The organism is Xanthomonas sp. 1678, from assembly GCF_031455575.1.
Taxonomy (GTDB): domain Bacteria; phylum Pseudomonadota; class Gammaproteobacteria; order Xanthomonadales; family Xanthomonadaceae; genus Xanthomonas_A.
The window spans coordinates 702668-716738 of the sequence record NZ_JAVDSZ010000001.1; the positions used below are offsets into that span (position 1 = coordinate 702668).

A 14071-nucleotide genomic window follows, 5' to 3' on the forward strand; every position below is an offset into this window, starting at 1 on the left:
CCTCGTGCCGTCGCCGCCGCCCCGCCCCAGCTATGCAATCTTCCGCACCGATCCGCGCCACAGCGCACAAGACGTAGCGCCACCTGCGGCGCACGATGATGCGCTATTGCTCATCGGGGACGGGACATGGATCGGAGAGATTTCCTGCGTCAGGGGCTGGCGGTCGGCGCGGTGGCCGGGGTCGAGGCGCTCGCCGGCAGCGTCGCTGCGGCCGCCAACGCGGTGCCGGCAGCGCCGTCTGCGCCTGCGCCGCTGCGCCTGCAGCCGCTGGCCGCCGATGCGCTCGCCGGCCACACCCTGCAATGCCGCTTCGTCGAGGCCGGCGCGCAATGGCAGGTGTACGAAGACCTGCGCAGCGCCGACGGCGACCTGACCCTGCTCGGCCCAGGCGGCGCGCTGGTGCTCGGCAAGCGCACCGAAGCGGTCTATCCCAGCGCGCAGGCGCCGTACTTCGGCATGAAACTGGCCGACGTGGCGATGGCCGAAGCCGACCTGCTCGCCGACCGCCTGCTGCGCGACGGCGATCCGCGCCCGGACGAGGTGCGCGACGCGGCGCCGCCACCGGCCTCGCAACTGGATCCCAAGGACTACAACGGCCGCCTGCCGTGGACCACCTTCGTCGGTACCCGCGAATGCGCCGACACCATGCCGGTGTATCCGGACGGCCGCACCCGCGCCTATCGCGCGCTGCACGCGTTCCCGGAGCTGGGCAAGGCCGACCTCGTCGCACGCCGCCACGAAGGCCTGATCGGCGGCTGGATGCCGGCGGTGCGCAAGGTGGTGCCGGCCGGCGAAGGTCGCTATTACGACGTGCTGCTGTTCGCCGACGTGCTGGCCACCGATCGCTTCATCGTGCAGACCTGGCACCGCAGCGCGCTGGTCGAGCACGGCAAGGTGACCAAGGTGGTGTACGGCTACAGCTATCCCGACTACCCGCCGCGGCGCGGCCCGCGCAGCGCCGAGGACTTCTACCGCGGCCTGCTGGCCTTCGCCGGCTACTGGCAGGGGCTGCTGGCCGACACCGTGCAGGCGCGGCTGCCCGACCCGAGCTGGAGCGACATGGCGCGCTTCGCCTTCGCCCGCGAACTGGTGGTGCGCCCCGGCGGCACCTATCCGAAATACGGCGCGGTCGATCGCGACTACTACGGCAACGAATACGACGGCTTCCAGGACACCTTCACCAGCTCGCTGTACGCGAACCTGGAGTGGGGCCGCTTCGCCCAGGCCGCGGCGGTGCTGGACGGCTACTTCAGCGACTTCGTGCAGGACGACGGCATGGTCAACATGCGCGGCGCGGAGACCGGCCAGTTCGGCCTGACCCTGTCGCTGCTGGCGCGCTACCTGCGCTACACCGGCGATGCGGCGCTGCTGCGCAAGCACCGCGGCAAGATCGCCGCGACCGCGCAGATCCTGCTGGAACTGCACGACGCCAGCCTGCAGCTGCCGGCGAAGGCGCCCGGGCATGGCCTGATCCATGGCTGGAACGAATCCGACGCCTGCCTGTTCCCGGACCCGACCCTGTGGTGGAAGCCGTACTACGCCAACAGCGCGCTGGCGATCCGCGGCTGGCAGGACATCGCCGCGGTGTGGACCACCATCGCCGGTCCGGGCGCGCAGGGCACCGCGGCGCAGTGGCGGCGGCGCGCGCAGCAACTCACCGCGCAGCTGCACAAGACCCTGCGCGGCAACATCCGCCGCGACCTGACCCCGCCTTACATCGGCCCGCTGCCGGGGGTGAAGCTGACCTTCCGCCAGTCGCTGCAGCAGGAAAAGCCCAGCGAGCAGGGCTGGCCGCACCGCGTCTATGCCGAGCTGCTGCAGGCCGACGTGCTGCCCGACGACCTCGCGCACCTGGTCATCGACTGCGTGCGCGGCCATGGCGGCACCAGCCTGGGCGTGGTCGGCAACATCGCCCCGCCCACGCCGGAAGGGCGCGACCTGCTCGGTTTCATTTCCTACGGCTATGCGCAGCAACTGCTGCGCCTGGACCGGATCGAGGAATACCTGCTGTTCCTGTACGCGCACCGCTACCACGTGCACACGCGCGGCAGCTGGACCGCGGGCGAGGTCAGCGGCATCACCGGCGGCATGCCGCTGTTCTGCATCCCGGCGCAGATGACCATCCCGCTGCTGCTGCGCTGGATGCTGGTGTTCGAGGACAGCGCCGGCGAGGAGCTGTTCCTGGCGCGCGCGCTGCCGCGCGACTGGTTGGGCAGCGGCGAGGCGATCGCGATCGAGGCCGCGCCGACCCGGTGGGGCGCGGTGTCGCTGGCGCTGCGCGGCGATCCGGCGCGCAAGCGCATCGACGGCACCCTGACCCTGCCGGCGCAGGCGCCGGCACGGACCTGGCTGACCCTGCGCGTGCCGGCCGGCACGCAGCTGCGCGAGGTGCTGATCGACGGGCGCGCGGTGGCGCTGTCCGGGCCGCGCAACGAGCGCGTTCAGGTGCCGGCCGGCGCGGCGCGGCAGATGACGATTTCGGCCGCCTACGGCTGAGTGGCGAAAAAGTCGGAAACGTCCCGAAACCTGTCGCGCAGTGCGATATTCCGCACATTTTCCCGATAAATACGACAAGACGGGGCCGTCACCCTACGCGCACATTGTGGCCGTGCAGTGAAATCTCCGGGGGAGATTCCTGCACGAAGTAGCCGGACGCAACGCGTCGTCGTACGCGTCGCCGCGGACGCGGCGGTGGGACCCTCCACCTGCCGTCGCGCCCGCGGACACGTCCTTTCCGTACCCGCCACCGACCACTGGCGATGGGGACGGCTGCCCGGGGATGGGCGCCGACCTCGCCGATCGCCATGCCTCGCCGCCCAGGAGATTCCGATGTCGTCTTTGTCCCAACGCGTTGCGCCGCTTTTCCCGTCGTCATGGCGCCGCGTGCAGCGGCCAGGTCCGCTGGCGGCGGCGATCTGCAGCGCACTGGCGGTCGCCGCGGCGGCGCCGTGCGCGCTGGCGCAGGACGCCACCGCCGCCGATCCGGCGGCGACCACACTGGAACGGGTCAGCGTGACCGGCAGCCATATCCGCCGCGTCGATGCGGAAACCGCCAGCCCGGTGATCACCATCGACCGGCAGCGGATCGAGGACAGCGGCCAGAACACGCTCGGACAACTGCTGCAGCAGCTGCCGGCGATGGCCGGCAACATGCCCAACATCTCGCTCAACTCCGGCTTCAGCCACGGCCGCGCGCTGGTGTCGCTGCGCAACCTCGGCGCCGAGCGCACCCTGGTGCTGGTCAACGGCCACCGCATGGCCGGCCCGGCCAGCAGCGTCTCCGCCGCGCCCGGCGTGGACATCAACGCGATCCCGGCGGCGATGGTCGAGCGCATCGAAGTGCTGACCGACGGCGCCTCCTCGGTGTACGGCTCCGACGCCATCGCCGGCGTGGTCAACATCATCCTCAAGGACAAGTACGACGGCGCCGCGGCGACCGTCGACTACGGCCAGAGCACCCATGGCGACGGCAACCGCCGCACGCTGGGCGTGGAGTGGGGCAAGACCTGGGAGCGCGGCGGGCTGATCCTGGGCCTGAGCCGCAGCTCGATGAACGCGCTGTACGACGAAGACCGCAGCTACGCCAAGACCGCGGTGAACTACCTCAACGGGCAGGTGGTGGAACGCCGCGGCAACGGCACCCGCGCCTTCCTCAGCGACGGCAGCGTGCTGACCCCGAACAGCAACCTGGCGCCCGGCGCGGTCGACGCCGGCGACTTCCACACCTACAGCCAGGCGGTCGAGGGCTACAACTCCTACACCGGGCAGTACCTGATCACCCCGGTGGAGCGCACCAATTTCTCCGCCCACGCCAGCTTCGATTTCACCCCGGACGTGCAGGGCTACCTGGACATGTTCTGGACCCGCAGCAAGACCACCTCGCAGCTGACCGCCTTCGGCCTGGAGCTGCCCAACGCCGCGCAGAACTACTACAACCCGTTCGGCAGCGACCTGTCGCGTTACCTGCTGCGCTCGGTGCCGGCCAACACCCGCGTCTATTCCTCGACCATGACCCAGACCAACATCGTGGCCGGGTTGCGCGGCAAGTTCTCCGACAGCAGCTGGCAGTGGGACGCGGCGGCCGGTTATGCGCGCTACAAGGACACCCTGGTGCGCAACGGCTTCTCGATCACCTCGGCGCTGAACAACGCGGCCGGCGCCTCGTTCCTGGACAGCGACGGCGTGGTCAAGTGCGGCACGCCCGGCAACGTGATCGCCGGCTGTACCCCGATCAACGTGTTCAACCCGGACGATCCGGCCACCATCGCCGGGATCAAGGCCACCCAGAGCGCGGTCGACCTGATCGACGAGAGCACGATGAAGTTCGCCGAGGCCAGCGTCAACGGCGACCTGTTCAAGATGCCGGCGGGAATGGTGCAGGCCGCGTTCGGGCTGTCGTTGCGCAAGAACGATTTCTCGCAGGGCACCAGCAACCCGGTCGCCGCCGCCGATGCGGGCGGCAGCTGCGACTACAACGACGGCTGCATCATGAACCAGGGCCACGACGAGACCATCAAGGAGGCCTATGCCGAAGTGCTGATCCCGCTGCTCAAGGATCTTCCCGGCGCACAGGCGCTGAACCTCAACCTGGGCACGCGCTATTCCAAGTACGACTACTGGGGCAACACCACCAACAGCAAGATCGCGCTGGAATGGCGGCCGATCGACAACCTGCTGATCCGCGCCACCGGCTCGGAAGTGTTCCGCGCGCCTGCGCTGGGCGACCTGTACGGCTCGCCGTTCAACGGGGTGGTCGACGCCAGCGGCGACTTCACCGATCCGTGCGCGGGCTACACCGGCGGCGGCAATGCGGCGGCCTGCGCCAACGTGCCCACCGACGGCAGCTTCGTCAACACCTCCTCGTTCACCGTGCTGACCACCGGCTCGGCCAATGCCGGTTTCAAGATCAAGCCCGAGCAGGGCCGTTCCTACAACCTCGGTGCGGTCTACGATCCGGGTTGGGCGGACGGCCTGTCGTTGAACCTGGACAGCTGGCGGGTCACGCTCGACGACATGATCAACGGTTCCGGCCTGGACCAGGTGCTGCAGAACTGCTACGACGGGCAGAGCGCGTATTGCCCGCTGATCCAGCGCAACGCCAGCGGGCAGCTGGTCAGCGTCACCGTGCCGTTCGCGATCAACAGCGGCAAGGTCGATATCCGCGGCTACGACATCGGCATCAAGTACGCGCTGCGCGACACCGCCTGGGGCAGCTTCCAGGCCGGCGTCGACGCCACTTTCCTGTCCAGCTACAAGTTCAGCGGCGACGACCACAACTACGTCGGCGAGACCTCCAGCTACGGCAACATGCCGCGCTGGCGCGCCAGCTTCAACCTGGGTTGGGACAACGGGCCGTGGCACGCCAGCTGGAACACGCGCCTGCTCGGCCCGACCACGGTCGGCAGCGCCTACGAGGACTTCTGCGTGAACACCGCCGCCGACGGCAGCTGCGTGTACTTCCGCGTCGGCACGGTGACCTACCACGACGCCTCGCTGAGCCGGAAGTTCGAGAGCCTGCACACCACGCTGTCGGCCGGCGTCAACAACCTCGGCGACCGCAAGCCGCCGCAGTACTACGGCTATGCCAGCGCGGCCAACACCGACGCGTTCACCTACGACACGTTGGGGCGGTATTTCTGGGCGCGGCTCAGGACCGAGTTTTGAGGCTGGCGGCAAGCGGCGGCAAGGCCGCCTCGGACTGGCGGCGCCGCGCTGCGGTGGCACTGACCGCGGCGCTGTTCTGCGCCGCGGTCGCCACGGTGGCGGCCGCGGCGAGCGACGGCGAAGGATTGCAGGACAGCAACGCCGCGCTCGGCTATCCGCGCTTCAAGGGCGATGCGCAGCCACTGCCGGACAACGGCGTGGCCTTCGCCCCGGGCGGCCATCTGCGGCGGGTGTTCGCCGCGGACCTGGCGGCCGGCGCCGGCAGCGCGCCCGGCAAGGATTTCTGGATCGACCGCATGCTCGCGCGCAGCGGCACCGGCGGCGGCTTCGACGACAGCAACAACTGGCTGTTCAGCCGCGGCCGCGCCGCGTACATGTACACGCACGCGCCGCAGCAGCCGGGCTTCGTCGGCGATGTCGCCTACGCGCACAAGACCGGCCACGATGCGTTGTTCCGGCTGCAGCTCGAACGCGACGGCACGCCGTTGCAGCTGGTCGAGGACAGCGCGCAGCGGCGGCAGACGCCGAGCTACTTCAGCAGCGTCTACGCCGATGCCGCCGCGGGCGTGCGGCTGCGCCTGGTCAAGTTCATCAGCGAGCAGAACGTGGCCGTGGCCGAGGCCACGCTGTCCAGCAGCGACGGCGTGGCGCGGACGCTGACCCTGCGCGCGACCTCGCCGATGGCCACGCATGCCGGCGGCGCCGAACTCACCGGCGCGTTCGTCACCCACAACGCGATCACCACGGTGTTCCCGCGCCTGTCCGGCGACGGCTTCGCGGTCGACGGCGGCTCCATCGCGCGCCGCGTGGCGGTGCCGGCGCGCGGCGAGGCGGCCACGCTGAAGGTGCAGCTGGGGCTGGTCACGCGCGAGTTGCCGGCATCGCTGCAGGAATACCGGCGCATCGCCGCGCAGTCGCCGCAGCACGCCTACAGCGAACACGTCGTCGCCTACAACCGCTGGTGGGCCGACAACCTGCCGTACATGGACACCCCCGAGGACAACATCGACAAGACGTTGTTCTACCGCTGGTGGCTGCTGCGCTTCAATTTCCTCGACGCCGCGGTGCCCGGCAACGACTACCAGTTCCCGGTGGCGATCGAAGGCGTGCTCGGCTACGACAACGCGATCGTGCTGACCACCGGCATGTTCATCGACGACCTCAAGTACCTGCGCGATCCCAGCTATGCCTACGGCTCCTGGCTGGGCGCCGGCGAGACCGCCGGCGGCGGCAAGTACGTGGACAACCCCGGCGCGCCGGAGAACTGGTCCAATTCCTACGCCCAATACCTCAGCGCCGCCGCCTGGCGCGCCTACCAACTGCACGGCGGGCCGCCGGCGGTGGCCGCGCAACTGGCGCGCTACGCCAGCGCCGACGTGGACGCGCTGCTGCGCGCCTACGACCGCAACGGCAACGGCCTGATCGAGTACGACTGGGCGGCGATGACCGGCAACGACGCCGACGCGGTGTCCTTCGACTGGGCCAAGCAGCACGGCCAGGTGCGCATGGACCGCAGCGAGAGCGCCTACGTCTACGCCAATGCGTTGGCCGCGGCGCAGGCCGCGCAACTGGCCGGCGACAGCGCCACCGCGACGCGGATGCAGGCGCTGGCGGCGAAGATCCGCAGCGCCGTGCTCGCCGTGCTGTGGCAGGACCGCAGCGCGGGCGCCGACGGCATGGGCCTGCATGGCGACCTGCTCAAGCAGCGCCAGGCCGACGGTGCGCGGTTGCCGGTGGACTGGAAGGAGACCAACAACTACTACCCGTTCAGCGTCGGCCTGATGCCGAAGCAAGGCGAGGCCGACTACGACCCGAAGTACGTCCGCGCGCTGCGCCTGTTCGCCGATGCGCGGCAGTACCCGCTGTTCCCGTTCTATACCGCCAACCAGGCCGACCAGCAGGCGCGTGGCGACGGCGGCAGCAACAACTTCTCGGTGATCAATTCCACCGTGGCGTTCCGCCTGCTGGGCAGCGCCTTGCGCGACTATCCCAGCCCGTATCTGGACGCGAGCAGCTACCGCAAGCTGCTGTACTGGAACGCCTGGGCGCACTACATCGACGGCGACAACCGCTATCCGGACCAGAACGAGTTCTGGGCCCAGGGCAGCGCCGCCGACGGTGGCCGCATCGGCTACCGCTCGTGGATCCACCATACCCAGCTCGGCGCGACCAACTTCACCGTGATCGAGGACGCGATGGGGCTGCGCCCGCGCAGCGACGGCAGGATCGAACTGTTTCCGATCGACATCGGCTGGGACCACTTCGCCGCCGACGCGCTGCGCTACCGCGACCGCGACCTGAGCATCGTCTGGGATCGCGACGGCCGCCACTACGGTGGCGCGGTGCCCAAAGGCTATTCGGTGTATCTGGACGGGAAGCTCGCGTTCACCGTCGATCGCCTGGCGCATGTGATCTACGACCCGGCCAGCGGCCAGGTACAGGCGGCGCCGGACGCGGTCAATGCCGATGCCGCGCAGGTGCGGGTGCTGGCCGCGCACGCGCGTGCGCTGCAGACGCCGGAGCAGGTGCGCTTCGCCGCCGATGCGCGCATCGCCGCCGTGCTGACCGACGCCGGCGTGGACACGGCGTTGCCGGCTTCGGCGCGCAACCTCGCGCAGGGCGCGACGGTGAGCGCCAGCTACGCCGCCGACGGCTTTCCGGCCACTGCGGCGGTGGACGGCAGCACCGCCAACGAACCGTTCTGGGGCAGCGCCGGCTCGCCGTCGCGCAGCGACTGGATCGAACTCGACCTGGGCCGGCCGCAACTGCTGGACGACGTGCGCCTGTATTTCTACCGCAGCTCCTCGCCGCCCGGCGAACAGCACGGCTTTGCCTCCGGCACCCGCGCCGGCTATGCGCCGCCGTGGCTGTACGCGCTGCAGTATTTCGATGGTCGCGAGTGGAAGACCGTGCCCGGCCAGGTGCGCGATGCGCCGATCGCGCAGGGCAACCGTAACCGCGTGCGCTTCCCGGCGCTGCGCGTGCAGCGGCTGCGCGTGCTGGTCACGCATGCCGGCGCGCTGCGTACCGGCATCAAGGAGATCCAGGCCTACGCCAGTGGCGCCAGGCCGCCGGCGGCCAATGCCAACCAGGCGCCGCAGGTCGAGGCCTGGCAGGAGGACGGCGCCGGCGGCGGTGCGCTGCGCCTGGTCGGCCGGGTCGGTGACGACGCGTTGCCGAACGGCACGCTGGCGCTGCACTGGCGCGTGCTGCAAGCAGCGCCTGGGGGCGCGGCGATCTTCGAGGACCCGCAGGCGGCGAGCACCAGCGTGCGCTTCACCGCGCCCGGCGCCTATACGCTGCGGCTGCAGGCCGACGACGGCGCGTTGCAGGGCCATGCCGACGTGGCCGTGGTCGCCGCGGCGTTGCCCGCCGGGCAGGGGTTGCAGGTGCAGGGCGAGGCCGAGGCCAGCGCGCAGGTCACCGCCGGCCATCATCGGCTGCAGGCGCTCAACGACGGGCTGCTGCCCGAGCCTGGCCAGGCGCCGGCGCCGGACCGGCGCTGGGGCAGCTGGGGCCGCGCGCAACCGGCCTCGGTGTGGGTGCAGTATCAATGGCCGCAACCGCAGCGGGTGAACGCGGCGGCGCTGTACTTCTGGGACGACCAGCCGCAGGGCGGGGTGGCGCCGCCGCGCGCGTGGAAGCTGCAGTACCGCGATGGCGAGCAGTGGCGCGACATCGCGGTGCGCGGCGGCTATGCGGTCGCCGCGCGCGGCGCACCCAGCCGCGTGGCGTTCGCGCCGGTGACCACCACCGCGTTGCGTGCGGTGCTGGACACCGCCGCACAGGGCGACGGCCACGCCGCGGTCGGTCTCGACGAATGGCAGGTGTTCGCCGAACGCGCCGACAGCACCGAGCCGGTCGACGTGCGCGTGGCGCCGGGGCAGATGCCCGCGTTGCCGCAACGCATCGCCGGCTATTTCGCCGACGGCAGCTGGGCGTGGCTGGGCGTGCGCTGGCCGCAGCTCGAACCCGCGGCGCTTGCCGGCGAAGGCCGCGTGCAGCTGCAGGGCCTGGCCGACGGCGGCGTGCCGGTCGCCGCCAGCATCTGGGTGCGCGCCAGCGCGCCGGGGCAGATCAACACCGTGCAGGCGCCGCCGCCGCTGCATGTGCGGGCCGGGCAGGTGCCGGCACTGCCGGAGTACGTCAGCGTGCAATACAACGATGGGTCGCGCGAACGCGTGCCGGTGCAGTGGCCGCCGCTGGCGCCGGCCGTGTCCGCCGCGCCGGCCAGCGCCAGCATCGTCGGCAGCGCGCAAGGGCGCGGCGGCAGCGGACAGCTGCCGGTGCGGCTGCAGATCGTGGTCGATGCGGCGGTGGCGCCGTGAGCCTGCGCCATGTTGGGTTCGGCTGGACGCGGCTGTTGCTGGCCGCCTGCATGGCGTCCGCCGCCAGCGCACAGGCTGCGCCGGCCGCGGACGCGCGCAGCGTGCACGCCGCCGGCAATCCGATCCTGGCCGACGGCCGCGACTATTCCGCCGATCCGGCGCCGCTGGTCGCCGACGGCAAGCTGTACATCATCGCCGGCCGCGACGAGGCGCCGCCGGACGTCAACGACTTCGTGATGCGCCGCTGGCAGCTGCTGGCCACCGACGACGTCGGCAGCGGCCGCTGGACCCACTATCCGTCGCTGCTGCGCCCGGAGCAGGTATTCGCCTGGGCCGTGGCCGGCCGCGCCTACGCCGCGCAGATCGTGCAGGGGCCGGACCGGCGCTACTACCTGTACGCACCGGTCCACGAGAAGCATTCGCCCAACGCCGATCCGTTCGCGATCGGCGTGGCGGTCGCCGACAGTCCGCTGGGGCCGTGGCGCGACGCGCATCCGCAAGGACCGATCCTGTCGCAGTCGCTGCCGGTCAGGAACACCATCCAGAACATCGACCCGACCGTGCTGGTCGACGACGACGGCCGCGTGTACCTGTACTGGGGCACCTTCGGCAAACTGTTCGGCATCGAACTGGAACGCGACATGGTCACGCCCAAGGGCGAGGCGGTGGCGGTCACCACGCTGGACGGCTATTTCGAAGCGCCATGGCTGTTCAAGCGCAACGGCACCTACTACCTGGCCTATGCCGGCAACCGCGCCGGGCCGGATTCGGAATGCACGCCGGCGCTCTACCACGCCTGCATCGCCTACGGCACGGCGCCGTCGCCGCTGGGGCCGTGGACCTACCGCGGGGTGATCCTGCCGCCGGTGTCCTCCACCACCTCGCATCCGGGCATCGTCGACTTCAAGGGCCAGTGGTATCTGGTCTACCACACCGCCGACGCCAAGGGCGGCGGCCATTTCCGGCGCAGCGTGGCGATCGACCGGCTGCAGTGGGACGACAGCCATCGGCCGGCGCGGATCCGTCCGGTGCAGGCCACGCGCAGGGCGCAGCCGCCGCTGCCGTTGCAGCGCAACGTGGCCCGTTTCGCCCAGGCCAGCGCCTCCAACGGACCGGACATCCCGCACCAGTACTGGATCGCCGCGCTCAACGACGGGGTGGTCAAGCGCAACCCGTTGCCGCCGCAGATGTGGGGCAGCTGGAGCGCACACAATCCGCCGCAGCAGTGGATCCAGTACAGCTGGGCGCAGCCGGTGGCGCTGGAGCGCAGCCGCATCGTGTTCTGGGCCGACCACGCGCCCGGCGCGAACGAAGGCGTGGCGCCGCCGGCGCGCTGGCGCCTGGAATACCGCAAGGACGGACAGTGGCTGCCGTTGGCGCAGGCGGCGCACGCGCCGGTCGCCCACCGTGTGCAGACGCTGCGCTTTGCGCCGGTGACCACGCGCTGCGTGCGCGCGGTGTTCGATGCGTCCGGCGCCGACGGCCGCTACGCCGCCGTTGCGGTGCAGGAGTGGGAAATGTGGGCCACGCGCGCGCAGCGCCTGGCGCCAGCCGACGCGGCGGCTGCGCAACAGTGCGACGATCGTTGAACAGCAGGAGTGAGGAAATGCAGACGGATCGCGGGCATCGCATCGGGCGACAGGCGTGGCTGCTGCGTGTGCCGCTGCGTACCGTGGCAGCGCTGCTGCTGGCGCTCGCGCTGGCGCCGTGCGCGCTGGCGGCGCCGGGCGCGGACGACTACCAGCGTGCGCAGGCACTGAGTCGCCGCTACGAGGCGCTGGTCGATCGCGAACCGTCGCAACCGGTGTGGCTGGACGCCGGGCATTTCCTGTATCGGCGTTCGCTCGCGCGCGCCGGCGCCGCACCGGCGATCGAATACCGGCGCGCGGCCGTGGACAGCGGCAGCAACGAACTCGCCTTCGACCACGTGCGGCTGGCGGCGGCGCTGTCCGCAAGTGGCGGGCAGCCGGTCGATGCGACGGCGTTGCAGTTGTCCGAGGTGACGCTGGGCGAGCGCCAGTTGGACTTCGAGCGCGATCGCGTGCGCTGGCGCTGCGCCTTGCCGGACTACCGCTGCACGCGCAGCGACATGGGCGCGCGCGAACCCGATTCCTACGACATGAGCATTCCGCTGAAGCAGGGCCCGGCGCATGCGCAGACCTCGCCGGACGGCAAGTGGCGGGCCTGGGTCGAGGCCGGCAACGTGGTGGTCGCGGCGGCGGCCGGCGGCGCGCCCTTTGCGCTCAGCCACGACGGCAGCGCGGCCGGGTACTACGCGGTGGACAGCTTCGCCTGGTCGCCGGACTCGACCCGGCTGGTCGCCTACCGGGTCACGCCGGCGCCGCCGCGCACGGTGTACTACATCGAGTCGGCGCCCTCCGACCAGCTGCAGCCGAAGCTGCATCAGCAGGCCTATGCCAAGCCCGGCGATCCGCTGCCGGTGCTGCGGCCGGTGCTGTTCGACCTGGCCACACGCCGCGCGCAGGCGGTGCCGGCGACGCTGTTTCCCAATGCGTTCACCCTGGGCTGGCCGCAGTGGCGCCGCGACGGCAGCGGCTTCACCTTCGAATACAACGAACGCGGCCACCAGCGCTACCGGGTCATCGAGGCCGATGGACGCACGGCGCAGGCGCGCACGCTGATCGAGGAAACCTCGCCGACCTTCATCGAGTACAGCGCGCTCAGCGGCGACGGCGGCAAGTACTACCGGCACGATTTCGCCGACGGCGCGCGCACCCTGTGGGCGTCCGAGCGCGACGGCTGGGAGCATCTGTACCTGTACGACACGCGCAGCGACGCCGCGCCGCGCCAGGTCACCCTCGGCGAGTGGGTGGTGCGCAAGGTCGATCGCGTCGACGAGGCCGCGCAGCAGGTGTACTTCACCGCCTCCGGCATGCTCCCGGGCGAAGACCCGTACTACCAGCACGCCTATCGCATCGGCCTGGACGGCCGCGGCCTGACCGCGCTGACTCCGGCGCCGGCCGATCACCAGGTGGTCTATTCGCCCGACGGGCGCTGGCTGCTCGACCTGTATTCGCGCGTGGACCTGGGGCCGGTGCTGGAACTGCGCCGCAGCGACGATGGCGCGCTGGTGCGGCAGGTCGAGCGCACCGACCTGTCGCAGCTGCTCGCCGCCGGCTGGGTGCCGCCGCTGCCGCTGCATGCGCCCGGCCGCGACGGCAAGACCGAGATATGGGGCGTGATCCATCGTCCGCAGGGGCTGGATCCGCGGCGCCGCTACCGCGTAGTCGAGAACATCTATCCCGGCCCGCACGGCGCGTTCGTGCCCAAGCGCTTCAGCGCACGCGTGCCGGCGTTGACCGCGCTCGGCTTCGCCGTGGCGCAGATCGACGGCATGGGCACCAACAACCGTTCGCGCGCGTTCCACGACGTGGCCTGGCGCAACCTCAAGGACGCCGGTTTTCCCGATCGCATCGCCTGGCATCGCGCCGCCGCGGCGCAGTATCCGTGGTACGCGATCGAGCAGGGCGTGGGCATCTACGGCACCTCCGCCGGCGGACAGAGCGCGCTCGGCGCGTTGCTGTTCCATCCCGAGTTCTATGCCGCCGCGGTGGCCAATTCCGGCTGCCACGACAACCGCATGGACAAGATCTGGTGGAACGAGCAGTGGATGGGCTGGCCGGTCGGGCCGTGGTATTCGGCCTCGTCCAATGTCGACAACGCCTGGCGCCTGCAGGGGCATCTGCTGCTGGTGACCGGCGACATGGACCAGAACGTGGATCCGGCCAGCACCTTCCAGGTCGCCGATCGCCTGATCAAGGCCGGCAAGGATTTCGATCTGCTGGTGGTGCCGGGCGGCGACCACGGCGCCGGCGGCGCGTACGGCCAGCGCCGGTTGCTGGATTTCTTCGTGCGCTGGCTGCAGCAGGCGCCGACGCCGGACTGGAACCGCCAGGCGGCGGCGCCGACAGCGGTCGCGCACTGACGGTGATGCGCATGCGGCATGCGGAAGTCGCCGCGTGGCGACGACCGCCATCGGCTGCGACATATCGACAAATTTCCACATCAAAGGCGACGTTTTTCCACAAGACGCTGCGCCCGCAAGCGTGAAACCCTGC

The 14071-nt window shown here is 70.8% G+C and carries 5 protein-coding genes; all 5 read left to right on the top strand.

Annotated elements, in window-relative coordinates:
- Nucleotides 1–126 precede the first annotated feature (126 nt).
- The 5 genes from J2Y70_RS03120 to J2Y70_RS03140 all read left to right on the top strand — a co-directional run bounded on the left by J2Y70_RS03120 (nucleotide 127) and on the right by J2Y70_RS03140 (nucleotide 13938).
- Nucleotides 127–2496, top strand: coding sequence for a Tat pathway signal protein (locus J2Y70_RS03120; protein WP_309913118.1), 2370 nt, complete (start codon nucleotides 127–129; stop codon nucleotides 2494–2496).
- Between the two features lie 333 nt (nucleotides 2497–2829).
- A complete protein-coding gene (locus J2Y70_RS03125; protein ID WP_309913120.1) occupies nucleotides 2830–5664 on the top strand; it encodes a TonB-dependent receptor in 2835 nt (944 codons plus the stop codon).
- Nucleotides 5665–5759: 95 nt separating this feature from the next.
- Entirely contained in the window at nucleotides 5760–9992 is a 4233-nt protein-coding gene (locus J2Y70_RS03130; protein ID WP_309913271.1) for an Ig-like domain-containing protein, read from the top strand.
- A 50-nt stretch (nucleotides 9993–10042) separates the two neighbouring features.
- Complete coding sequence (locus tag J2Y70_RS03135; RefSeq protein WP_309913274.1) at nucleotides 10043–11581, top strand: family 43 glycosylhydrolase; 1539 nt, start codon at nucleotides 10043–10045, stop codon at nucleotides 11579–11581.
- A gap of 17 nt (nucleotides 11582–11598) precedes the next feature.
- Complete coding sequence (locus J2Y70_RS03140; protein WP_309913123.1) at nucleotides 11599–13938, top strand: prolyl oligopeptidase family serine peptidase; 2340 nt, start codon at nucleotides 11599–11601, stop codon at nucleotides 13936–13938.
- The last annotated feature ends 133 nt before the right edge of the window (nucleotides 13939–14071 follow it).

Bases quoted from the DNA above. Each gene is read 5' to 3' on its own strand.
- J2Y70_RS03120 (WP_309913118.1), top strand. From the start codon at position 127: ATGGATCGGAGAGATTTCCTGCGTCAGGGGCTGGCGGTCGGCGCGGTG.
- J2Y70_RS03125 (WP_309913120.1), top strand. From the start codon at position 2,830: ATGTCGTCTTTGTCCCAACGCGTTGCGCCGCTTTTCCCGTCGTCATGG.
- J2Y70_RS03135 (WP_309913274.1), top strand. From the start codon at position 10,043: ATGGCGTCCGCCGCCAGCGCACAGGCTGCGCCGGCCGCGGACGCGCGC.
- J2Y70_RS03140 (WP_309913123.1), top strand. From the start codon at position 11,599: ATGCAGACGGATCGCGGGCATCGCATCGGGCGACAGGCGTGGCTGCTG.